Genomic DNA, 22,219 nt, shown 5'->3' on the forward strand with positions numbered 1-22,219 from the left:
GTGGAGTGTGAGCGGGGTTCTAGCCTTATGCATGACTGTTGCGGTAATCGGAGTCTCTGCAGGGGCCGCCATTGCCGATGACGACCCTCAGGGCAGAGTTCGCGGCGGTGGAATTGATGTTTCGCTCCAAGACGAGCAAAAGCAACGAGTCGAGCAAGTCGTTGATCGACTGATGGATGAGCTGCCGCGGCATTTGGAAACAGGTAGCAATGTCATAGAGCGTGACAGGGTCGATGTCCAAACGCCGTACTGCCTTGGGCTGGACGAAGGGGACGGCAATGGCTACTTGGACTGCTTTCAAATGGAACAAGCGCGCTGCACTGTAGATGGAAGCCAGTACGTAATCAACGCGTTCTACTTGACCAGTGATCCGTCCGTTGTGCACCGATACGGTGTGCCTTATTGCTCGAACCCGATTGACCCCGTGATTTCCGATCCGGCTGCGAACAACGAGGATGCTCCGCCGATGCCGGTGGTGACGTTGGCTGATTTTCGCCGTCTGGATATCGCTCCGTCGGAGATTGAGTCGGACTCTGGTGGCTTCGGGCTGATTCGTGGGAACACGAACTTCTTCGCGACCGAGGAGGATCAGACGTTGAACACCACGATGCTGGGTCAGCAGGTGGCGATTCAGGCGGTGCCGGTGCAGTGGACCTGGGACTACGGGGACGGCTCGGAACAATTGTCGAATCCGTATCCGGGTGGGCCGCAGGTGGAGTTCAACCAGGAGACCACCACCAGTCACGTCTACGAGGACACCGGCCAATACCCGGTGGGGCTGACGACGTCCTACCGGGGCCAGTTCTCGGTCAACGAGGGTCCCTGGATCGCGATCCCGGGCACCGCCGAGGTCCCGAGCGAACCGGTCACCGCGGACATCTGGCGGTCCAAGTCCAAGAACGTCGCCGAGGACTGCCACGAGAACCCCGAGGGTTGGGCCTGCGGCAACCCCTTCGTTGAAGGTTGATCGCCGAAGACTGATCCCCGGCGGTTGACCACGCGGCGAGAGACTGCGGCAGACTGAAGCCATGTGCGGACGGTATGTGATGGCCAGAGCCATTGGTGATCTGGTGGCGGACTCGGGTGCTGACCTCGACGAGGAACTGGTGTTGCCGCCGAATTGGAATGTGGCGCCCACCGATGATGTGGCCGTGGTGCTGGAACGTGCCGTGCCGACGTCGGGCCCCGAGGCCGGAACGCGGCGGGAGATCCACGTGGCCCGGTGGGGACTGATCCCGCCGTGGGCCAAGGACCTGTCCGTCGGTTCGAGGGCGTTCAACGCGCGGTCTGAAACCGTCACGGAGAAGCCGACGTTCCGCTCCGCGGTGAAGGCCCGCCGCTGTGCCGTCCCCGTGGACGGCTACTACGAATGGCTCAAGCCGGACCCGGGCGCGCCCAAGTCCGCGAAGAAGCGTCCCTTCTACGTCCACTCCGCAGACGGCTCGCCGACCTACTTCGCGGGACTCTATGAGTGGTGGAGAGACGAATCCATGCCGGAGGGTGACCCGGGGCGGTGGCTGTTGAGTTGCACCATCCTCACGGGGCCCTCGCCCGGCGCCGCTGACCTCGAATCGGCCCGGAATGACGGTGTGAACCAGGCGGGGCTCGACACCCTGGAGCAGCTGGGTGGATTGCACGACCGGCTCCCGCTGCCCCTGGACCGGGACACCCTGGATGCCTGGTTGGACCCCGTGAAGCTCCCGTCCGCGGAGGCGGCCGAGGCTCTGGTGGCTCAGGTGCGCGAGCAGGCCTATCGGACCGCGTCCGCCTGGACTCTGGATGAGGTGGGCACTGCTGTCGGCAACGTCCGCAACAACGGTCCGGAGCTCATCGAGCCCCTGGAATCCCTCCTCTGACGGCTGGGGTTTCCCGGCTCTAGCCTGCCTCCGTTCCACACCCTCTGGGCCCACGTCAGCCCCGATTTGTGCACCGATCCTGCCCCGGATCCCTATCGTGTCCGGGCTCTGCCCTAGTCTCATTCTTGGTGTTAGAACACGTGTTCGAATACCATGGTGGGGGTGCGGCCGGTCCTTCCCGTCGGCCGTTTCACTTCCCACCGCCCCACCGGACAGCCCCGGTTTCGGGCCCGCCGTTCCTTCCCAGACGGCAGGGCACGACGCCGGCCCGGGCTGCTCCCGGACGAACCCGCCGGCCACGTGCCGGAGGGCGGAAAACGGCATGAGAAGTCACGACGAGAACAGGGCAGGAATCACGTCCCATGGGAATCTTCACTCAATCGGTCGCCGTTGGATGCACCACGGCAGGGGCCCCGGAGCGCCTGGAGTGGAACGGTCGGATCTACGTACTGGCGGCCGAGCCGGTGCGCTGGTACGAGCGGCGCAAGTGGTGGACCGAGGAGCGCCGGGCCGAGCGGGGCCGCGGTGCCGGTTTGGTGGACCACGAGGTCTGGCGGGTCCAGGTGCGCCTGGAGAAGGCGCGCAACGCACCATTGCTGACCTTGGACCTCTCCCACCATGTCGACTCCGGCCGCTGGCGGTTGGTCCGCGTCCATGACGGTGCCGCGGTGCGCCTCAAGGAGAGTGCTTGATGGGCGCCGCCCCGGGCTTTCCGCATCTGCACGTGGCCAGTGCCTTCAGCTCCCATTACGGGGTGTCCTGGCCCGCTGAGCTGGCCGCAGCCGCCGCCGCGGACGGCGCGGAGGTACTGGCCTGCACGGACCGGGACGGGCTCTACGGCACGGCCAAGCATGTCAGTGCCTGCCTGGAGCAGGGGCTGGCCCCGGTGATCGGGGTGGACCTCGCGGTGGCCTGGGGCAAGCAACGGGCGAATCCCGCTGGCCGAGTGGTCGTGCTGGCCCGAGGCGGTACGCAGGGCACGGGGTACCGAGCGCTGGTCCGGCTCATCTCGGCAGCGCATGCCCACACCACGGGTGGCTCTGCGGGGGGAACGCCGTATGTCACGATGGCCGAACTGGCCGAGTGGTCCGCCGGCAGGCACCACGGTGCCCCGCCGGAACTGTTCGTGCTGCTGGGGCCGGGATCCGACGTCGGGCGGCTGATGGCCGCGCGCAAGTACACGGCCGGCCGGGCGCTGCTGCGTCAGTGGAAGGCCGCACTGCCCGCCGGATCCCTGCGGGTGGAGGTGGTCTGCCATCTCTCTGCGCCGGGGGAGAAACTGTCAGCCGCCCACGCCGTGAAGATGCTGCGCGCCGCCCGGGAGACCAAGGTTCCGGCGGTGCTGACCAACGCGGTGCGCTATGCGACGCCGGACGGAGCCGCCACCGCGGACGTCCTGGACGCCGCCCGGGCCCTGAGCTCCCTTGAAGCCCTCACCGACCTGCAGCCCAACGGGCAGGGCTGGCTGAAGCCCGCGGGGTCCATGCACCAGATCGCCCTGGAGATCTGCGAGGCGGCGGGATCCGGGACGGAGGGGCGGGCCGGCGGCAGCGCCGAAGGGGTCACGGCCCTGCTGGATGACACCCATGCCCTGGCCGATGCCTGCCGGATGGACCCCGGTCCGGACCTGGGCTGGAGGCGGCCCACCGTGCCGGAGGCCTCGGTCATCGGGATCACTGGGGACCCGGTCAACGAACTGTGGAACCGCACTCTCGGCGGGGTTTCCGACCGCTTTCCGGGCCTCTATACCGGGACCCGTTTTGCGTCGTCGGCGGCAGGCCAGGACCTGGAGAAGCGGTTGGAGCATGAGCTGGGCATCATCAACCGGCTCGGCTTCGCCAGCTACTTCCTGACCGTGGCCGAGGTGGTGGAGATGATCGAGAAGATGGGGGTGCGGGTCTCGGCGCGCGGATCCGGGGCCTCGTCGCTGGTCAATTACCTGTTGCGGATCTCCAACGTGGACCCCATGCAGCATGAGCTGATCTTCGAACGCTTCCTCTCCAACGACCGCTCGACCCTGCCGGACATCGATATCGATGTGGAATCGGCCCGCCGTCACGACGTCTACCATGCGATGTTTGAGCGTTTCGGGGCTGAACGCACCACGCTCATGAGCATGCAGAACGGTTACCGCGCGCGAGGAGCGGTGCGTGACGCCGGGATGGCGCTCGGCATGGAACCGGGGCAGGTGGATACGATCGCCAAGCAACTGTGGCGGTTCTCGGCGTCGAGCTTCCGTGAGGCCATGGACCGGATGCCGGAGTTGCGCGGTTTCGCGGAGCAGGTCGAATCAGGCCGGGCCGCCGGACAGGAGCAATTGGATCTGCTGGTGGACCTCACCGAGCGACTGGACCGGCTGCCGCGGCACATCGCCATGCACCCGTGCGGGGTGATCCTCGGAGACGCCACCCTGCTGGACCGGACGCCGCTGCAGCCCTCCGGGATCGACCTGCCGATGAGTCAGTTCGATAAGCACGATATGGATCCCATGGGCATGCTCAAGCTCGACGTGCTCGGTGTGAGGATGCAGTCGACCATCGCCTACACGCTGGCCGAGATCGAGCGGACCACGGGGAGGACGGTGGACCTCGAGCAGGTGCCTTTCGATGACGAGTCGACCTTCGAACTGATCCGGACCACGCACACCCTGGGCATCTTCCAGATCGAGTCACCGGGACAACGTGAGTTGATAGGGAAGATGGCGCCCGTGGAATTCAACGACCTGACCATCGACATCTCGCTGTTCCGGCCCGGACCCATGCAGTCGGACATGGTGCGGCCCTTCCTCGAGCAGCGCCACGGTTTCTCTCAGGCGCGGTATCCCCACCCGGACCTGGAACCCGTGCTGGCCGAGACCCACGGCGTGACGGTGTTCCACGAACAGGTGCTGCGGACCTTTCACACCATGACGGACTGCGGGCTCGCGAAGGCCGATGAGTTCCGCCGTCAGATCGGCGGGCCACAGGAGCACGTGGTGGAGGAGTTCTTCCGGTCGACGGCACTGGCGAAGGGCTATCCACCGAAGGTCGTCGACGAGGTCTGGGGGACCCTGCATGCCTTCGGCTCCTTCGGCTTCTGCAAGGCCCACGGTGCCGCGTTCGCCGTTCCCACCTACCACTCGGCGTGGCTCAAGACCCACCACCCCGAGGCGTTCCTGGCCGGGATCTTCGAACACGATCCCGGTATGTACCCCCGCCGACTGATGATCGCCGAGGCCCGCCGCATGGGCATCCCGGTGCTGCCCGTGGACATCAATGCCTCCACCGATCGGTTCAAGCTCGAGTGGGTGCCCAGCCACCCGGAGATTCCCGACGCCGGCGCCGCGCCCTTCTCGGAGAACGCGCCGGCCGCTGGGAGCCAGCCGGCCGGCGTCGGGCCGGGGAACACCGCCGCGGGGCGCTGGGGGATCCGGCTCGCACTGAACGCGTTGTCCGGGCTGAGCGAGACGGAGATCAAGAGGATCGTGGCGGGGCAGCCCTATGCCTCGCTGGCCGATGTGCGGGACCGGGCCCGTCCGACCCGGAGGAACCTCGAGCGACTGGCCCAACTCGGTGCACTGGATTGCCTCCTTCCGCCGGGCGGGGCGTCACGCACGGACCTGGTGCACCATCTGGAACTGCAGCATGGCGGGCAGGCGGAAGGGCTGTCGGGGCGGAGGAAGCGGTCCGGGGAGCGCCAGGTCGACGGTCAGCTCTCCCTGGAGCTGCCCGATACCGAGGCTGCGGCGATCGTGCCGATGTTCCCGGAGCCCAGTCGGGACCAACGGGTGCGGACCGAGCTTGATCTGACCGCCATGGATACGACCGCCCACTTGATGGAGTCGCACCGGCCGTACCTGGAGGCGCTCGGGGTGACGGCGGCGGAAGACCTGCTCGGATTGCGGTCACAATCGCGGGTGCTGGTGGCCGGGGTGCGGGTGGCGACGCAGACCCCGCCCATGCGCAGCGGCAAACGCGTGGTGTTCATCTCCGTGGACGATGGGACGGGCTGTGTGGACGCATCGTTCTTCACAGAAGCCCAGCATGAGACCGGTGAGATGCTGTTCTCTGCCCGGTTGATGCTGATCGAGGGCACGACGCGTCGGACCGGCCCCAAGGCCATCAGCCTGCAGGCCATTCGTGCCTGGGACCTGCACCGGCCCGACGCCCTGCCCGATCCGGATTATCTGGACGGCACGCGGGACGAATGGCGTGCCTGGCTGCGCCGGGACCGGAATCGGGCGAGTGCGCCACCTGCTCCGGTGCCGTGGGGTCCAGCTGCCTCGTCAGCCGCCCAACAGCAGGAGACCGGTGGCTCGCGCCAGGTGGTGGGTGCCAACGCGCGGCTTCCCGACATCCCGCACCATGACACCGGCTCCTGGCCGGTCAAGGTGCGCGGACCGGTGGGGGTTCCGGAGGGGGCCTCGGCGACAGGAGGAAACCGTTCTGCCTCCGCTGGCGCGTTTTCGCGGGCAGGTGTCAGATCCATCCATCGACCGGTCCCCGTGCCACATCCGGAGACCTGGGAGCTGTTGCCGACCCCCGGCGACATCGTCTGAGCTACCTGCCCTCCGCGGGTGTCAGGACGTGCGACGATCGGACCATGACGAGCACATTCACGGTGGTGACTCCTTCGTCGCACGCAGCCGAGAGGCTCTTCGATCTCTCCCTGAGTATCGATGAGCATCTCGGATCGATGGCCGACTCCGGCGAACAGGCCATCGATGGCGTGACCTCGGGGGGGACGTCGCCCCTCTTCGGCCGCCTGGCCGAAAGGCTGATCCTGGTGCCCTACCTCCGCCGGCTGATCCGGCAGCGCAACCGGCATCTACTAGCCGTTCTCGACGCCGCGGCAACGGCTCAACGCCAGAAGAAGTGATGCTCCATCCCACTGGGGCTCAGGACCCTCTCATGATGGAAACGGTCCTCGAAGTCCGTCGGACTGGACCACAGCCGCAGTCCTGAACCGATGTCATGGGGTGCGACGGCGATGTGCAGATCATCCACGAGGCCCGCTTCGAGGAACTCCAGCACCGTCGTGACACCACCACCGAGGCGGACATCCCTGCCTTGGGCGGCGTCCATGGCGATCTTCAGCGCCTCGGACGGGCTGGCATCGAGGAAGTGGAACGTCGTGTCGCTGAGCGAGAAGGACGGGCGCAGGTGGTGCGTCAGCACGAACACCGGGGTGCGGAACGGCGGATCATCACCCCACCAGCCCTTCCAGTCCTCGTTCGTCCAGGGGCCCCGGAACGGACTGAACTTGTGACTGCCCATGATCTCGGCGCCGATGTTGTGGGTGAAGTCGCGGACGATGTGGTCGTCCACGCCCCGGGAGCCGCCGGGATCCGTCCGATTGGGCCAGCTGTCGGTGGCCCCCGCCCACCGGGTCAGGGGGCCCGGGTCCACGTGGCCGAAGGGGCGTTCCAGGCTCTGGTCTTCCCCTGCGGCGATGCCGTCCCGCGAGACGAAGAAATTCTGGACCCTGAGTCGTTGAGGCCTGCGCCTGTGAAGCGGCTCGCCGGTGGGGGAATCTGTCGTGGAAGGCATAGGTACATCCCGGTTCTGGGCTGTGTGGTCAGCGGTCGGACGCTGGTGGTTGCCCTGAGTGTAGAAACGCACGACGCCGGATGGCCAGATCCGCGGTGCGTGCCCCTTCCTGCACAGGCAGCCGGAGGGAGGAAGACGTCCACATTCTGCGGTGGTGGTGTTTATCGTGTCCCAGCATCATGATCGAATATATGTACTAGAAGGCCGGGTCGGTGAGGACAGGTTAGACAGGGAAGGAGCACCCGAGATGGAGAAGGACGAGCTGGCAGAGTTGGACCTGCCCGAGCTGCTGGTGGCCTCCCGTCTTCTCCTGGAAGAGCTGGCGTCACGGGTGTCGGATCCTCGACTGCCGGACGCCATCGACCGCTTCCCGGACGGACCGGAACGTGATCGTTCCGAGGAGTGGGGTCTGTATGCCCATGCGGACAGGGTGCTCGACGAGAGGGCCGATGCGGACCCGAACGAGTTGCTGAGTGGCACGTCCCTGAACGATGAGTCTCTGAGCGGCGATTCCCTGAACGACGAGACCCTGGGCGCACCGGCGGAAGCTGTGCCGGCGGGATGTCTGCCTGTCGTGTTGTCCCGAGTCGAGGAGCTCGGCCGATGGGTGGACGCGGCTCGAACGGGATTGGCGGGACATGTGGACCACGTCTTCGAGGAGCATGTGACCCGTCGCGGCCTGTTGGGGATCCCGGAGGGTAAGTGTGCCTACCGCAACGGGGCGGACTACTTGCAACAGGTCCTGCGCATCCCCCGTCATGAGGCGAAGAAACGTGTCCGACGCGCTGCCTGTGTCATGCCGCAGTTGTCCCAGGACCGAGTCCAGGTGATTCCACCTGAAATGACCGCACTGGCCGGCACTGTGACCTCTGCTCAAGCCGACCTCGTCGCGGTGGACACGGTGGCGGATGCCCTCACATCTGCACGTGCCGACGCGGGCCGGGCCGGAGCGCCGAAGGACCACATCGACCTCTTGATCGCTGAGGGGGAACGGGTGCTGGCGGCCCAGGCGCAGGAGATGGATCCGGACGCCGTACGGAAGGTGTGCGCGTACTGGCGCCAACGCTTTGACGCCTTGGTGAATCCCGATGGTCTCGAACCCACCGAGGCCCAGATGAGCGCGGCCCAGGGGCTCTTCTATCACGGCAAGGGAACCGCGAACCTGCACCGTTGGTCTCTGTTGGCGACCGACGGCCAGCATGAAACGCTGAAGACCCTCGTCTCTGCCTCCTCCAACCCGCGCAGGATTGCTGACGAGCAGCCGGGTTCAGAGGTGTGGGTGGAGCACCTGGATGTAGCGGACTCGCTGGATTCCCGGAGCCGGGCCCAACGGGAATTGGATGGACTCATCAGTGCCCTGACCGGTGCACTGGCCTTGACGAACCAGACGACTCCCACGGCCGAAGAGGGCGGGTCTGACCTGCCGGATGCCGCGGGTGGCGGAGTCAGGCCCCAGGTCCTGGTGACGATCGACTACGAGTCCCTGGTGGGCCACTACACGAGCGTGAAGGGTCGGGGTAGCACTGGTCACGTGATCTCCCAGGCAACCTATGCGGGGGCGGTCGATCCACAGACCATCCGGCAGAAGGCCTGTGATGCGGACCTGATTCCCATCGTGCTCGGTGGGTCAGGAGAAGTGCTAGACGTGGGCCGCTCCCAGAGGCTGTTCACCCGAAAGCTCAGACGGGCCATCGTCGCCCGGGATGGCGGATGCGCGGCACCAGCCTGTTCCATACCCGCTCCCTGGTGCGAAGCCCACCACATCCGCTTCTGGGAGCATGGCGGGCCCACCAGTGTCGAGAACGGAGTCCTGCTCTGCTCACATCACCACCACGCAGTCCATGCCGGCGCGTGGGAGATCGAGGTCAAAGACGGTGTGCCCTGGTTCATCCCTGCCCGCTATCACGACCCCGAACAACGGCCTCGCCGCAACCACTATTGGCGCCCCCGAGATCCAGGTGGTCCGGAGAGTTCTGGGCCAGAGGCCCCAGGGGGACCAGGGGGGCCAGGGGGGCCAGGGGGACCAAGCGGCCGAGACAATCTCGATGATGCGGCGTGAACCAGCTGAACCAACCACCGCCACGCTTCTGACCTTCGATTGTCTGAGACTGTCTGATCCGCGGCACGCCTCCTGAGGCACCACGGCGTACACGCCATCAGACGGTGAACCGCCCACGACTGCCCTAGAATGGCCGGTGGCTGGCGGTGGCCACCGTATGCCACCAGCCCTGAAGCCCTACCCGAGGAGGAACCGGACCGTGTCCGAGGCGTCGCAGCACGAACAGATCACCATCACCGTCAACGCGGAATCGCGGGAGGTGACCTCGGGTACCACCGGCACAGAGCTCTTCTCCGATCAGAAGACCATCGTCGTGATGCGTGTGGACGGCCAACTGCAGGACCTGAGCCGTCAGGTTCCGACTGGCGCCGACGTCGTGAGTGTGGACATCTCCGATGAGGACGGTCTCAACGTCCTGCGCCACTCGACCGCCCATGTCATGGCCCAGGCGGTCCAGCAGCTGCGGCCGGGCGCCAAGCTCGGCATCGGCCCTTACATCACGGACGGCTTCTACTTCGACTTCGACGTCGAGGAGCCCTTCACCCCGGAGGACCTCAAAACTCTCGAGAAGATGATGCAGAAGATCATCAACTCGAACCAGACCTTCGCTCGCCGCGTCGTCACCGAGGACGAGGCCCGCGAGGCGATGGCCGATGAGCCGTACAAGCTGGAACTGCTGGGCAAGCAGGAGGATGCGGACGCCGTCGGGGAGGGCGCGAACATCGAGGTCGGCGCCGGCGAGATCACCATCTACGACAACGTGGACCGCAAGTCCGGTGACAGCGTCTGGTGCGACCTCTGCCGCGGCCCCCACCTGCCGAACACCAAGCTCATCTCCAACGCCTTCGCGCTGACCCGTTCGGCTGCCGCCTACTGGCTGGGCAACGAGAAGAACAAGCAGCTGCAGCGCATCTACGGCACCGCCTGGCCCACCAAGGACGATCTCAAGGCGTACCAGGAGCGATTGGCCGAGGCAGAGCGCCGCGACCACCGCAAACTGGGTGCCGAGATGGACCTGTTCTCCTTCCCGGACGAGCTGGGCTCCGGCCTGCCCGTGTTCCACCCTCGCGGCGGTATCATCCGCAAGGAGATGGAGGACTACTCGCGTCAGCGCCACACCGAGGCCGGCTACGAGTTCGTCTACACCCCGCACATCACCAAGCAGCACCTCTACGAGATCTCCGGACACCTCGACTGGTATGCGGACGGCATGTTCCCGCCCATGCAGATCGACGAGCAGCGGGATCCGCTCACGGGCGAGATCACCAAGCAGGGGCAGAACTACTACCTCAAGCCGATGAACTGCCCCATGCACAACCTGATCTTCGCGTCCCGGGGCCGCTCTTACCGTGAGTTGCCCTTGCGGTTGTTCGAGTTCGGGCAGGTGTACCGGTATGAGAAGTCCGGAGTGGTGCACGGTCTGACCCGTGTGCGCGGGATGACGCAGGACGACGCTCACATCTACTGCACCAAGGACCAGATGAAGGAGGAGCTGACCACCACGCTCACCTTCGTCCTGGACCTCCTCAAGGACTACGGCCTCAACGACTTCTACCTCGAACTGTCCACCAAGGACCCCGAGAAGTACGTCGGCGAGGACGCCGTCTGGGATGAGGCCACCCGCACCCTCGAGGAGGTCGCCACCGCATCCGGCCTGGACCTCGTCCCGGATCCGGGCGGCGCCGCCTTCTACGGCCCCAAGATCTCCGTCCAGGCGAAGGACGCCATCGGCCGCACCTGGCAGATGTCCACCATCCAGCTGGACTTCAACCTGCCGGAACGCTTCGACCTCGAGTACCAGGCCGCGGATGGGACCCGCCAGCGCCCCGTGATGATCCACCGCGCCCTCTTCGGGTCCATCGAACGCTTCCTCGGCGTGCTGACCGAGCACTACGCAGGCTCCTTCCCTGCCTGGCTTGCTCCGGAGCAGGTCGTGGCGATCCCGGTCGCGGAGGCCTTCAACGACTACCTGGCCGAGGTGGTCACCCAACTCAAGGCCCAGGGCATCCGGGCCCGCCTTGATGATGGTTCCGACCGCTTCCCGAAGAAGATCCGCACCGCTTCCAAGGAGAAGGTGCCGTTCGTGCTCATCGCCGGTGGTGAGGACGCTGAAGCAGGAGCGGTCTCCTTCCGGTTCCGGGACGGCAGCCAGGACAACGGCGTGCCCGTGAGCGAAGCCGTCGAACGCATCGTGAATGCCGTGAGGAACCGGGAGACCCAGTGACAACGGAGCCGAGCCCGAGGGGCAGCGATCCCGTGACCGGGCCGGCGTCGGGCATTCTTCCCGACGCCGGCCTCGGCACCACGGGCGCGCACTCTCAGGGCACCGGACCGGCCGCGGAGAGCACCCCGGCCACCGACGACTTCGAACTCGCCGGAACGCCGGACGGCTTTCAACGACTGTGGAACCCCCACCGGATGGCCTATGTCCGCGGGGGACAGGACCAGGTCAGCGGGGAGTCCGCGTGTCCGTTCTGCGCGGCCCCGGGGCGGTCTGACGAGCAGGCATTGATCGTCGCACGGGGCAGGACGGCCTTCGTGCTGTGCAACCTCTACCCCTACAACGCGGGGCACCTGTTGGTGTGTCCCTACCGCCATGTTCCCGACTACACGGACCTCACCGTGGACGAGACCCTGGAGATCGCCCGGCTGTCCCAGATCAGCATGACGGCACTGCGCGCCACGGCGAAGGCCACCGGCTTCAACCTCGGCATGAACCAGGGCAAGACCGGCGGCGCCGGCATCGCCGCCCACCTGCACCAGCACATCGTTCCTCGGTGGGGCGGCGACGGCAACTTCCTCCCGATCATCGCCGAGACCAAGAACATCACGGTGACCCTGGATACGGTCCGCGCGGCCGTGGCCGGAGCCTGGGCGGAAGCGGAAGCCGCATTCGACACCCACCAGGCGACCACCGCCACAGAACAGCGCGGCTGATGCTCAACCGCTACGCCCGGGCCCTGTTCACCCGGATCTTCACGCCGGCAGCCAGGTTCCTCCTGGCCCGCGGTGTCTCGGCGGATGCCGTGACCATCGTCGGGACCCTCGGCGTGGTGCTGGGGGCACTGATCCTGTTCCCGTTGGGTGAACTGTTCTGGGGCACCATGGTCATCACCCTCTTCGTCTTCTCGGACGTGCTGGATGGGGTCATGGCCAGGATCGCCGGCACGACTGGCAGGTGGGGAAGCTTCCTCGACTCCACCCTGGACCGGGTCCAGGACGCCGCCGTCTTCCTGGGACTGATGCTCTGGTTCTTCGGTGCCGGAGACTTCTGGATCGCCGGCGTGGCTGCCGCCGCCAGCATGGCACTCGGCATGCTGGTGTCCTATGTCCGCGCCAAGGCTGAATCCTTGGGCTTAGACGCCAATACCGGCATCGCTGAACGGGCGGAGCGGCTCGTGGTGACCCTGGTGTTCGCCGGCCTGACCGGTCTCGGCCTGAACCCGTGGGCCCTGGCCGTGGTCCTCCTGGTACTGGCGGCAGCGTCCGCCATCACGGTGGGCCAGCGCATGGTCACGGTGTACCGGCAGTCCCGGAGTGTCCGCGAGACCGACGGCGGCGAGTAGACCCGCATCGACCGTCGAATCATGCGACCCTGCGTAAACCGTGTCTTCTGCGCCACAATGGGTGGATGAGCGAGCCCTTCACGGACAGCACTGAGGCTGTCACCGACCGACCGCTGAACATCCCCGAGTACTTCCTGCTGCTCTGCCTGGACGACGAGAAGGGCAAGCTCCTACTGGACGGGCCGACCGTCGGGATGGGGATCGCCGGGGCAGCACTGGTGGAATTGGCGCGCCGGGGCCGGCTCGAGGTCACGCGGAGCACGGTGCGCTCGATCGAGCACCCGCAGCAGGTCTTCGCCGCTGATCCGAATCCGCCGGTCTGGGCGCACAGCACTGGTCTCGAGTGGCCGCTGGAGCAAGTCTGGGACATCATCCGTGCCTTCACCCGCCATCGAGACGCGGAGCAGTGGATCAACCGGTTCTCGCGCCAGACGCTGCGGGACGCCGTGGCGGCCTCACTGGTGAAGCGCGGCATTGTGGAAGAGGACGAGAGCACGGTGCTGTGGATCTTCCACCGGACGCGCTACCGGGAGCGTGACGAGCACTTCGAACACGAGCTGCGGGACAGGATCCGTGGCGTGCTCATGGATGGTCAACCGGCCGACGACGTCACGTGGCCGCTCATCTCGCTCATGCGCACCACCCGCCTGCTGCACCGGCTGTTCCCGGACGTGGACAAGGCACACATCCGCGCGGCCGCCATCACCCCGGTGGGCAGCCCTGCCACAGAACTGTCCATGTCCGAGGCGCTCCTGGCGACCGAGAATGCCGTGGCCGAGGCCCTGACGGCGACGACGGGCGGGGCCTCAGCGCTCGACTGATCCCCGGACGGAGTATTTTCTCCGGATTCCTCTACGGATTCTTCTACGGAGCCGCGATCGGTGCGACGCGTGCCTGCGTCACCGTCACCAGATCCTGCGGTGCCAGTCTCACGTCGAGCCCCCGGCGACCTCCCGACACCAGGACATGGTCCAAGGCCAGGGCCGAGGAATCGATGACCACAGGGGCGTGGTGCCGCTGGCCCATCGGCGAGATCCCGCCCAGCACGTAACCCGTGCGTCTCTGGGCCAGGGCCGGCTCGGCCATGGCGACCTTCTTGACCCCGAGCGCGGAGGCCAGGGCCCTCAGATCGAGAGTCCCGGCGACGGGCACCACGCCGGCCGCCAGGGACTCGTCCGGCAGGCTCACCATCAGGGTCTTGAACACCACGGCGGCGTCCAGTCCGAGCTTCTCGGCGGCCTCCTCGCCGAAGCCCTGGCTGGACCGCTCGTCGTGCTCGTACTCCAACACCTCATGCTCGACGCCGGCCCGCTCCAGCGCGCGCAGGGCGGGCGTCGACGCGGTGGGCGCGGGCTTCTTGCGGGCCATGAGATGTCCTGCGTGTCCGGGGTGTCCGGGGTGTCCGGCGGAAACTCGACCTGTTACCGGTTCAGCCCGCCAGCTGGTCCGCGATGTTGCGCTTGATGCGCCCGAGCATGGCGGACATGCCTCGCAGCCGCAGGGGAGTCAGGGCCTTCTGGAGGCCCAACCGGGTCGAGAGGTCCTCCGGGACGGCCAGGACCTCGGCGGCCGGCAGGCCGTTCAGGCTCTGCGACAGCACCGAGGCGAAGCCGCGGGAGGTCGGAGCCTCCGGCGGGGCGGAGACGAACAGGCGCACGATCGACTCGGTGGTGGGGCCGGCGTCGGGCGCGGCGTTCTCCAGCTCCACTGCGAGGAACAGCGGCGTCTGGCACTCGATGACCTGTTCCATCTGGTCCTGGTGACCGGCATAGCGTTCGGGCAGGGCCGGCAGCTCCTCGGAGAACTCCAGCAGCAGTTCCAACCGTTCCGGATCCGGGACGGCTCGGAAGTCCTCGACGATCTCGTGGAGCTTCTCGGGGAGTTCGGTGGTGGTCATCGTGGAGTGGGTTTCCTTCCAGAGTGATCGATGAAGGTTGGAGGAGGTTGGAGGAGGTTGGAGAAGGCCGGTGAGATCCGGCGACGGGCGATTCTGTCCCTTAAACACCGCTGGGGTGCGATCTATGCCGCACCCCAGCTTAGCCCCGGCCAGAAGTCTGCCGGAGACCGGTCAGCGTCCGGTGGGTGCCTCGCCGCGCTCTTCGCCCACGGCGATGGGCAGGCGCACGGAGTTGCCCCACTCGGTCCAGGAGCCGTCGTAGTTGCGGACCTTCTCATAGCCGAGGAGGTGACGCAGTACGAACCAGGTGTGGGACGACCTCTCGCCGATCCGGCAGTAGGCGACCACGTCGTCGGAGGTGCCGAGGCCGGCGTCGTTCTTGTAGATCTCTTCCAGTTCCTCGCGGGACTTGAAGGTGCCGTCCTCGTTGGCGGCCTTGGCCCACGGCACGGAGGCCGCGGTGGGGATGTGCCCGCCGCGCAGGGTGCCCTCCTGCGGGTAGCCGGCCATGTGGGTGGTCTCACCGGTGTACTCGAGCGGCGAGCGGACATCCACCAGGGGCTTGCCGAAGTGGCCCAGCACGTCCTCGCGGGAGGCGCGCTCGGTGGAGTCGTCCCGCTCGATCACGGGGTAGTCGACTTCGGTCACCGGCGGGACCTCCCGGGTTGTCTCGCGACCCTCGGCGATCCACTTGTCACGGCCGCCGTCCATCAGGCGGGTGTCGGCGTGGCCGTAGAGCGTGAAGACCCACAGTGCATAGGCGGCCCACCAGTTGGACTTGTCGCCGTAGAACACCACGGTCGTGTCCCGGCTGATGCCCTTGGAACCGAGGACGCGGGCGAACTCCTCCGGACCGACGAAGTCCCGGGAGACCGGATCGTTCAACTCGGTGTGCCAGTCGATCTTGAGGGCGCCGGGAACGTGGCCGGTGGAGTAGAGGAGGGTGTCCTCGTTGGACTCGAGGACCACAATGTTCTCGTGGTTCTCGTGGCTCCCACCCTGAGCATGATCGGCGACCCACTGGGTGGACACGAGCTTCTCCGGATGCGCATAACCGGAGAAATCGGGGGAGGGGTCAGCGGCGAGGCGGACGGGTGAGTCAGGCGAACTGGAGGATTCGGTGGTCATTTCTCCTACATTACGCCACGGGGCCCGGTGGTAATTGGTGAGGGTTGCCTTCATTGAAATCGGTGGACATCGGCTGGAGGTCACCGCCGGTAGAGTTACCGTCGTCATGGCCGGGTCGCACCGCCTGACCCAATCCGCCGCACCCCATCAGGATGGAGCCGCCCGTGGCTGAGACCGTTCACCTCGCAGACCGCACCCCCCAGGTGTCCGCCGAGGATCTGCTCGCCGGCTTCCACCCCTCATACCGGTTCGGCGAGGTCTCCTTCGACACCTACATCCCGGACCCGGCCCACCCCTCACAGGCCGAGGCCGTGAGCCGTCTGCGCGACTTCGCCGCCTCCATCAAGGGTGGTTCGAAGGGCGGCGCCAAGGGCAATGGCAAAGGCAGCAGCGGGGGGCTGTTCGGGTTCCTCAAGGGCGGCAAGTCCGGCTCGGCCGGAAAATCCAAGGGCACGACGTCGGCCGCCGGCATCTATCTCGACGGCGGCTTCGGCGTGGGCAAGACTCACCTGCTGGCCTCCACCTGGCATGCCGCGCCGGGCCCCAAGGCGTTCGGCACCTTCGTCGAGTACACCAACCTCGTCGGCGCACTGTCCTTCCGTAAGGCCGTGGACGTGCTCAAGGAGTACACCCTCGTCTGCATCGACGAGTTCGAGCTGGACGATCCCGGTGACACCGTGTTGATGTCACGGCTGATGCGCGAGCTCTCGGACGCCGGGGTGAAACTCGTGGCCACGTCCAACACCCTGCCCGGATCGCTCGGCGATGGGCGCTTCGCGGCCCAGGACTTCAAGCGGGAGATCCAGGTATTGGCCGATCAGTTCGACGTGATCCGGGTGGACGGCGAGGACTACCGCCACCGTGGCCTGACCGCGGCGCCGGACCCGCTGGAAGACGACCAGCTGCTGACGGTGCTGGCCGATCGCTTCCCGGACGCCGCCGTCGTGTCCGAGGATTCCTTCGAGGATCTGACCGCCAACCTGTCGCGGGTGCACCCGAGCCGCTACCGCAAGCTCGTGGAGGACGTCGACGTGATGGTGCTGCACCACGTGGAGACCATCTCCGAACAGGCCATGGCCCTGCGCTTCGTGGTCCTGGCCGACCGGCTCTATGACAAGGACGTGCCGGTCATCGCCTCGGGCGTGCCGTTCGACCGGCTGTTCACCGAGGAGATGATGAGCGGCGGGTACATGAAGAAGTACTTCCGCACCGTGTCCCGCATGACCGCCCTGGTCCGGGAGGGTCAGATGGGGGAGACGGGACTGTAATCCGACCGCGGTGGTGCCTGTGGACAACCGACGCGGGCATCACCACGGCTGACTACGCCGATCTCATGAAGGCGTCTCCGCCAACAACAAATCCCCCCACGATGTGTGGGGGGATGTGCTGGTGATCTTCAGTGGAGCGGATGACGAGATTCGAACTCGCGACCTCCACCTTGGCAAGGTGGCGCTCTAGCCAACTGAGCTACATCCGCAGGACCAGGATATCCTCAAAAGAGGATCAGTCCGTGCGCGATACTGGGATCGAACCAGTGACCTCTTCCGTGTCAGGGAAGCGCGCTACCGCTGCGCTAATCGCGCCCATGGGCTCCGGCGGACCGGAACTTCTGAGTTGCAGGTGCCCATCCTAGCGGATGGAAACCGATGCGAGGTGGGGACGGGATTCGAACCCGCGTACACGGCTTTGCAGGCCGTTGCCTCGCCTCTCGGCCACCCCACCAGGGATTGGAGACTTGCGAGCGGATGACGAGATTCGAACTCGCGACCTCCACCTTGGCAAGGTGGCGCTCTAGCCAACTGAGCTACATCCGCACAGAAAACTGGTGACCGGAAAAACCAGTCACCGTGATTTCCAACGAGAGATGACTCTAGTGCACGTCAGGTCGGAACGTCCAATCGGGAACTTTCCCGGCGTGTTCGGGTCTGCATCCCGTGCCGACCGGCCGCTAACGTGTCCGTCGCAGTGGGAGAATGGATCATCATGACCCAACCCCAACTCGCCCACCAGACCGAATACGGACGCATGTATGCGCGGAGTCTGTCCGGCGTGCCCGAGGTTCCGTCCATCACCACGGTGATCTCGCAGCAGAACACCGACCTCAGCGGCTGGGTAGGCCATATGGCGGCGACCGCCGTCATCGAGGATCCCCGACTGTCCCAGGCGGTCGGCTCCAAGCCGCAGCTGAAGACGGTGGCCAGGCAGGCCTCGAATGCAGCCGAGCGTTACCGGGACGAGGCAGCCGCCCGCGGGGACCGCGTCCACAACTACGCCGAGCAGGTCGGACTGCACGCCCTCGGCAAGCCACACCAGATGGCCCAGATGCGCGCGCTGCTCGCCGAGCACGGGGAGGGCGCCTACGCCGACCGGTTCGATGAATGGTGGGACCTCTACGACGTCCGGCCGCTCGCCACCGAGATCACCGTCTGGAACGGCACCATCGGTTACGCCGGGACCCTGGACCTGGTGGCCTCCATCGGCGGCCGCACGTGCATCATCGACTACAAGACCAAGGGCACCACGCGGGACGGGCGCGTCAAACCCCTCGACGCAAAGGTCGTCATGCAGCTCGTGGCCGGACTGAAGGCGGAGGAGTCACTCGTGGACCCCGTGGCCGGGACCTGGGAGCCGTGGAAGTACGGCGATGCGCCCCTGCTGCTCGGAGTGGCCGTGGGGCAGACCGAGGTCGTCGCCCACCAGGCCAACCCCGAGGTGCTGCCGGACCATTGGCGCAAGTTCTGGTCGCTGCGCCAGGTCTGGGGCTACTCCCAGGCCGCCGACGGCGCCGGTCCGGCACTGCGACCCATCGGCCCACCGCCCACATCCAGCGTGCCAGCAGCGTCCCCGGTGCCCGGGGCGCAGATACAGTAGTCGCCGTGACTGTCCTGCCCATCCGCACCGTTCCCGATCCCGTGCTGCGCACCCTCGCTGACCCCGTGCCGGTCGGCCGCCGAAACCTTCACCAGTTGGTTCAGGACATGTTCGAGACCATGGACGACGTCGGCGGTGTGGGTCTCGCTGCCCCGCAGGTCGGAGTGGGGTTGAGGATCTTCACCTTTGATGTGGAGGGTCAGCGCGGCCACGTGGTCAATCCGGTCCTGGAAACCTCGGGGGAGAAGCTGACCGAACCGGGGGAGGGCTGCCTGTCCGTGCCGGGGCTGCGCTATCACCCCGAACGATTCGCCGAGGCCACCGTCACGGGCGTCGACCTGGATGGGAACCCCGTGAGCTACCGGGGTGAAGGACTGACCGCACGCTGCTTCCAGCACGAGGCCGACCACCTCGAGGGCATGCTCTACATCGACCGACTCACCGGTGAGGACCGCAAGGACTCCCGCCGCAAGCTCCGCGATCCCGGCTACGGCCGCATCACCGGCTCCACCCGGGCCGACCGCGCGGCAACGATCAGCTCCAGCTTCGGAGGCTCTCTGTGAACACTGAACCGAACTTTCCACCGAGCGAGAACTCCACCTACCGGATCCTGTTCGCCGGCACCCCGGACACCGCCGTCCCGTCGCTGGACGCCTTGGTGGACGCCGGCTTCACGATCGCCGCCGTGCTGACCCGGCCGGATGCGCCGGTGGGCCGCAAGCGCGTCCTGACCCCCTCGCCGGTAGCCGCCCGTGCCGCGGAGCTGGGCCTGCCGATCCTCCATGCATCCCGCCTGACCGGCAATGCCGGCCGGGAGACCCTCGACCGGATCGCCGCGCTGAACCTGGACGCGGCCGCCGTCGTGGCCTATGGCGCCCTGGTGCCCGCAGCAGGCCTGGACCTGCCGCGCCACGGCTGGGTGAACCTGCACTTCTCGCTGCTGCCCGCCTACCGGGGCGCGGCACCGGTGCAGCATGCCGTGATCGACCAAGCCCCTCAGACCGGTGCGTGCGTCTTCCAGCTGGAGGAGGGACTCGACACGGGACCTGTGTTCTCACGCCTGGTGCGTACCGTGCAGCCAGAAGAGACGTCCGGCGCGGTGCTCGCCGACCTGGCCGTCTCGGGGGCGGACCTGCTCGCGAGCACCATGGCCGCCATCCTGGCCGGCACCGCCTCGGCCGAACCGCAGAGCGGCGAGCCCAGCTTCGCCCCTAAGCTGGACCAGGCCGACGGGTTCGTGGACGCCGCACGGCCGGCGGCCGCCGTCGCCGCCCGGATCAACGGCACCACGCCGGAGCCCGGCGCCTGGGCGCTGCTGGAGGTGGAATCGGAGGCCATGGATTCACCGGCGCCGCAGCGGGTCAAGGTCCTTGGAGCCGTCCCGGAGGAACTTCCCGAGGGCGCCACTGAGCTGCTCCCCGGCGGCCTGACCCCCGGCCACCTGCACCGCGGCCGCAAGACGGTGCATCTGCACTGCGCGGACGGGACGGTGCGGTTGGTGCAGGTCCAACCCGCCGGCAAGAAACCGATGTCCGCGGCCGACTGGGCGAGGGGACTGCCGGAGGGCACCCGGTTCCAGACAGGATCCACGCCAGAGACAGCGACTGAAGGAACACGATGAGCGAGCAGGGCAAGAGCCGCCGGTCAGGGCAGCCAGGGAAATCCGGCCAGGATCAAGGCCAGGGTCAAGGCCAGGGTCGCAACGAGCGCCGCAATGACCAGGGCCGCACCCGCAACCGCGGCACCTCCGGCGGACCCCGGCAGTACTCGGCGTCGGCACCATCGCAGCGTCGCCGGTCGGCGGACCCGTCCCGGTTGGCGGCGTTCGAGACGCTGACCGCGGTCAGCAGGGACGACGCCTACGCGAACCTCGTGTTGCCGGGGCGGATCGCCGCCCACCGGCTGGACAAGCGCGATGCCGGCTTCGCGACCGAGCTGACCTACGGTGCCCTGCGGGGGCAGGGCTTCTACGACGCCGTGCTGGCCACCTGCGTGGACCGCCCCCTGGACCAGCTCGACCGTCCCGTCCTGGATGCCCTGCGGCTGGGTGCCCACCAGTTGCTCGGCATGCGGGTGCCGTCCCACGCGGCCCTGGACTCGACGGTGTCCCTGGTGCGCGACCAGATCGGTGCCGGCCCCTCCGGCTTGGTCAACGCCGTTCTCCGCAAAGTCACCGCCCGGGACCGCGAGGCGTGGCTGGACCAGCTGGCTCCCGTGGACGAGCAGACCGGTGCCGCCTCGGATGCCGCCCTGGCCATCCGACACTCCCACCCGCAGTGGATCATCCGCGCCCTGCGTCAGTCGCTGGCGAACCACGGGCGTCCGGCCGAGGGGCGGACGGCCGAACTCGAAGCACTGCTGGAGGCTGACAACGCCGCCCCGGTGGTCAACCTGGTGGCCCTGCCCGGATTGGGCGACCTGCAGCCCGTGCTTGAGGCCGGCGCGGAACCCGGACCGCTGGCACCGGGCTCGGCCCTCTACCGGGACGGCGACGCCGGCCGGTTGCCCGGAGTGAAGGAGGGCACCATCCGCGTGCAGGACGTGGGCTCCCAGCTCACGGCCCGTGCTCTGGCGGTGGTCCCCGTGGGGAGTGCTGCGTCGGGTACACAGGGGGCATCAGGGGATGCGGTCGCGCCGGAACGTTGGCTCGACCTCTGCGCCGGCCCCGGCGGCAAGGCGGCCCTGCTGGCCGCGCTGGCCCGCGAACAGGGGGCGACCCTGCTGGCCAACGAGCCGGCCGAGCACCGGGCCAGGCTCGTGGAGAACGCCCTGGCCGCCGTGCCGGGCGGAGCGAGCTCGGCTGATGCAGGCAACACCTGGTCCATCCGCTGCGGAGACGGCCGTGACCTGGGGGCGGAACAGCCCGAGGCCTTCGACAGGATCCTGGTGGATGCGCCGTGCACCGGGCTGGGAGCCCTGCGACGCCGGCCGGAGTCCCGGTGGCGGCGGCAGCCCTCGGATCTGGGCCCATTGACCGAATTGCAGCGCCAATTGCTGGACTCGGCGGTGGAGGCGCTGAAGCCCGGCGGCGTCCTGGGGTACGTGACCTGCTCGCCCCATCCGGCCGAGACGGTGTTCCAGGTTCAGGATGTGCTCAAGCGCCATCCCGGGCTGGAGCTGCTGGACACCACCGGCTACCTGACCACAGTGGCACCGGCTCTGAAGGATGCTGGCAGTGAGCCGACCGCGCCCGCTGCCGATTCCGGAGCCAACTCAGGCACCCGTCCCGGCAACACCAGCCAGTTGTGGCCCCACCTGCACGCCACCGACGCCATGTTCATGGCACTGTTCCGGAAGGTGGAATCGTGAGCCAC

General features: G+C 67.3%; 19 protein-coding genes and 4 tRNA genes. 15 read left to right on the top strand and 8 right to left on the bottom strand.

Annotated elements, in window-relative coordinates:
* Nucleotides 1-31: 31 nt before the first annotated feature.
* From C8E99_RS16180 to C8E99_RS03825, 5 genes are all read left to right on the top strand, one after another.
* Nucleotides 32-967 carry a PKD domain-containing protein gene (locus C8E99_RS16180; RefSeq protein WP_147301165.1) on the top strand — a complete coding sequence of 312 codons (936 nt, stop codon included), beginning with the start codon at nt 32-34 and terminating at the stop codon, nt 965-967.
* 61 nt (nt 968-1,028) lie between these two features.
* Nucleotides 1,029-1,856, top strand: a complete 828-nt coding sequence (locus tag C8E99_RS03810; RefSeq protein ID WP_115931177.1) for an SOS response-associated peptidase — start codon at nt 1,029-1,031, stop codon at nt 1,854-1,856.
* Nucleotides 1,857-2,218: 362 nt separating this feature from the next.
* Complete coding sequence (locus C8E99_RS03815; RefSeq protein ID WP_115931178.1) at nt 2,219-2,548, top strand: DUF6504 family protein; 330 nt, start codon at nt 2,219-2,221, stop codon at nt 2,546-2,548.
* A complete protein-coding gene (locus C8E99_RS03820; RefSeq protein ID WP_115931179.1) occupies nt 2,548-6,393 on the top strand; it encodes a DNA polymerase III subunit alpha in 3,846 nt (1,281 codons plus the stop codon). Before C8E99_RS03815 ends, C8E99_RS03820 begins: the two co-directional genes overlap by 1 nt.
* 44 nt (nt 6,394-6,437) lie before the next feature.
* Entirely contained in the window at nt 6,438-6,713 is a 276-nt protein-coding gene (locus C8E99_RS03825) for a hypothetical protein (RefSeq protein ID WP_115931180.1), read from the top strand.
* Here the strand turns inward: C8E99_RS03825 and C8E99_RS03830 are convergent.
* Nucleotides 6,695-7,384 carry a dihydrofolate reductase family protein gene (locus C8E99_RS03830; RefSeq protein WP_115931181.1) on the bottom strand — a complete coding sequence of 230 codons (690 nt, stop codon included), beginning with the start codon at nt 7,382-7,384 and terminating at the stop codon, nt 6,695-6,697. The two genes, C8E99_RS03825 and C8E99_RS03830, sit on opposite strands and share 19 nt — an antisense overlap.
* 247 nt (nt 7,385-7,631) lie before the next feature.
* Here C8E99_RS03830 and C8E99_RS03835 point away from each other — a divergent pair, with 247 nt between their 5' ends.
* The 5 genes from C8E99_RS03835 (at nt 7,632) to C8E99_RS03855 (ending at nt 13,830) form a co-directional block, all read left to right on the top strand.
* Entirely contained in the window at nt 7,632-9,443 is a 1,812-nt protein-coding gene (locus tag C8E99_RS03835) for an HNH endonuclease signature motif containing protein (RefSeq protein WP_115931182.1), read from the top strand.
* Nucleotides 9,444-9,600: 157 nt separating this feature from the next.
* On the top strand, nt 9,601-11,667 hold the full coding sequence (gene thrS, locus C8E99_RS03840) for a threonine--tRNA ligase (protein ID WP_211308980.1): 2,067 nt from the start codon (nt 9,601-9,603) through the stop codon (nt 11,665-11,667).
* 53 nt (nt 11,668-11,720) lie between these two features.
* Complete coding sequence (locus C8E99_RS03845; protein WP_115933198.1) at nt 11,721-12,380, top strand: HIT family protein; 660 nt, start codon at nt 11,721-11,723, stop codon at nt 12,378-12,380.
* Nucleotides 12,380-13,009, top strand: a complete 630-nt coding sequence (gene pgsA, locus C8E99_RS03850) for a phosphatidylinositol phosphate synthase (protein ID WP_115931184.1) — start codon at nt 12,380-12,382, stop codon at nt 13,007-13,009. Before C8E99_RS03845 ends, pgsA begins: the two co-directional genes overlap by 1 nt.
* A 65-nt stretch (nt 13,010-13,074) precedes the next feature.
* Nucleotides 13,075-13,830 (top strand): GOLPH3/VPS74 family protein, encoded by a 756-nt coding sequence (locus C8E99_RS03855; protein WP_115931185.1) that lies wholly within the window; start codon nt 13,075-13,077, stop codon nt 13,828-13,830.
* Between the two features lie 43 nt (nt 13,831-13,873).
* Here C8E99_RS03855 and ybaK read toward each other — a convergent pair whose 3' ends face one another.
* From ybaK to C8E99_RS03870, 3 genes are all read right to left on the bottom strand, one after another.
* A complete protein-coding gene (ybaK, locus tag C8E99_RS03860) occupies nt 13,874-14,377 on the bottom strand; it encodes a Cys-tRNA(Pro) deacylase (RefSeq protein ID WP_115931186.1) in 504 nt (167 codons plus the stop codon).
* Nucleotides 14,378-14,438: 61 nt separating this feature from the next.
* Entirely contained in the window at nt 14,439-14,906 is a 468-nt protein-coding gene (locus C8E99_RS03865; protein WP_115931187.1) for a SufE family protein, read from the bottom strand.
* 171 nt (nt 14,907-15,077) lie between these two features.
* Nucleotides 15,078-16,034, bottom strand: a complete 957-nt coding sequence (locus C8E99_RS03870) for a sulfurtransferase (protein ID WP_115931188.1) — start codon at nt 16,032-16,034, stop codon at nt 15,078-15,080.
* A gap of 164 nt (nt 16,035-16,198) precedes the next feature.
* Between C8E99_RS03870 and zapE the strand changes: the two genes are divergently transcribed.
* Nucleotides 16,199-17,302, top strand: coding sequence for a cell division protein ZapE (gene zapE, locus C8E99_RS03875; protein WP_115931189.1), 1,104 nt, complete (start codon nt 16,199-16,201; stop codon nt 17,300-17,302).
* Nucleotides 17,303-17,434: 132 nt separating this feature from the next.
* Here zapE and C8E99_RS03880 read toward each other — a convergent pair.
* From C8E99_RS03880 to C8E99_RS03895, 4 genes are all read right to left on the bottom strand, one after another.
* A tRNA-Gly gene (locus tag C8E99_RS03880) sits at nt 17,435-17,511 on the bottom strand.
* Between the two features lie 34 nt (nt 17,512-17,545).
* Nucleotides 17,546-17,617 (bottom strand) — tRNA-Val (locus tag C8E99_RS03885).
* A gap of 68 nt (nt 17,618-17,685) precedes the next feature.
* A tRNA-Cys gene (locus C8E99_RS03890) sits at nt 17,686-17,756 on the bottom strand.
* Nucleotides 17,757-17,774: 18 nt separating this feature from the next.
* Nucleotides 17,775-17,848, bottom strand: a tRNA-Gly gene (locus C8E99_RS03895).
* 169 nt (nt 17,849-18,017) lie between these two features.
* Here C8E99_RS03895 and C8E99_RS03900 point away from each other — a divergent pair.
* From C8E99_RS03900 to C8E99_RS03915, 4 genes are read left to right on the top strand one after another with little or no spacing between them, the layout of a single operon-like run.
* Nucleotides 18,018-18,905 carry a PD-(D/E)XK nuclease family protein gene (locus tag C8E99_RS03900; RefSeq protein WP_115931190.1) on the top strand — a complete coding sequence of 296 codons (888 nt, stop codon included), beginning with the start codon at nt 18,018-18,020 and terminating at the stop codon, nt 18,903-18,905.
* A 5-nt stretch (nt 18,906-18,910) separates the two neighbouring features.
* Nucleotides 18,911-19,468 (top strand): peptide deformylase, encoded by a 558-nt coding sequence (gene def / locus C8E99_RS03905; RefSeq protein ID WP_115931191.1) that lies wholly within the window; start codon nt 18,911-18,913, stop codon nt 19,466-19,468.
* Nucleotides 19,465-20,526: a methionyl-tRNA formyltransferase gene (locus C8E99_RS03910; protein WP_115931192.1), complete on the top strand. Its 1,062-nt coding sequence runs from the start codon at nt 19,465-19,467 to the stop codon at nt 20,524-20,526. The genes def and C8E99_RS03910 overlap by 4 nt, the downstream gene beginning before the upstream one ends.
* Nucleotides 20,523-22,214 (top strand): RsmB/NOP family class I SAM-dependent RNA methyltransferase, encoded by a 1,692-nt coding sequence (locus C8E99_RS03915; RefSeq protein ID WP_115931193.1) that lies wholly within the window; start codon nt 20,523-20,525, stop codon nt 22,212-22,214. Before C8E99_RS03910 ends, C8E99_RS03915 begins: the two co-directional genes overlap by 4 nt.
* The last annotated feature ends 5 nt before the right edge of the window (nt 22,215-22,219 follow it).

Origin of the sequence: Citricoccus muralis, assembly GCF_003386075.1 — a bacterium.
GTDB classification, from domain to species: domain Bacteria; phylum Actinomycetota; class Actinomycetes; order Actinomycetales; family Micrococcaceae; genus Citricoccus; species Citricoccus muralis.

Bases quoted from the DNA above. Each gene is read 5' to 3' on its own strand.
- C8E99_RS16180 (WP_147301165.1), top strand. From the start codon at position 32: ATGACTGTTGCGGTAATCGGAGTCTCTGCAGGGGCCGCCATTGCCGAT.
- C8E99_RS03810 (WP_115931177.1), top strand. From the start codon at position 1,029: ATGTGCGGACGGTATGTGATGGCCAGAGCCATTGGTGATCTGGTGGCG.
- C8E99_RS03815 (WP_115931178.1), top strand. From the start codon at position 2,219: ATGGGAATCTTCACTCAATCGGTCGCCGTTGGATGCACCACGGCAGGG.
- C8E99_RS03820 (WP_115931179.1), top strand. From the start codon at position 2,548: ATGGGCGCCGCCCCGGGCTTTCCGCATCTGCACGTGGCCAGTGCCTTC.
- C8E99_RS03825 (WP_115931180.1), top strand. From the start codon at position 6,438: ATGACGAGCACATTCACGGTGGTGACTCCTTCGTCGCACGCAGCCGAG.
- C8E99_RS03830 (WP_115931181.1), bottom strand. From the start codon at position 7,384: ATGCCTTCCACGACAGATTCCCCCACCGGCGAGCCGCTTCACAGGCGC.
- C8E99_RS03835 (WP_115931182.1), top strand. From the start codon at position 7,632: ATGGAGAAGGACGAGCTGGCAGAGTTGGACCTGCCCGAGCTGCTGGTG.
- thrS (WP_211308980.1), top strand. From the start codon at position 9,601: ATGCCACCAGCCCTGAAGCCCTACCCGAGGAGGAACCGGACCGTGTCC.
- pgsA (WP_115931184.1), top strand. From the start codon at position 12,380: ATGCTCAACCGCTACGCCCGGGCCCTGTTCACCCGGATCTTCACGCCG.
- C8E99_RS03855 (WP_115931185.1), top strand. From the start codon at position 13,075: ATGAGCGAGCCCTTCACGGACAGCACTGAGGCTGTCACCGACCGACCG.
- ybaK (WP_115931186.1), bottom strand. From the start codon at position 14,377: ATGGCCCGCAAGAAGCCCGCGCCCACCGCGTCGACGCCCGCCCTGCGC.
- C8E99_RS03865 (WP_115931187.1), bottom strand. From the start codon at position 14,906: ATGACCACCACCGAACTCCCCGAGAAGCTCCACGAGATCGTCGAGGAC.
- C8E99_RS03870 (WP_115931188.1), bottom strand. From the start codon at position 16,034: ATGACCACCGAATCCTCCAGTTCGCCTGACTCACCCGTCCGCCTCGCC.
- C8E99_RS03900 (WP_115931190.1), top strand. From the start codon at position 18,018: ATGACCCAACCCCAACTCGCCCACCAGACCGAATACGGACGCATGTAT.
- C8E99_RS03915 (WP_115931193.1), top strand. From the start codon at position 20,523: ATGAGCGAGCAGGGCAAGAGCCGCCGGTCAGGGCAGCCAGGGAAATCC.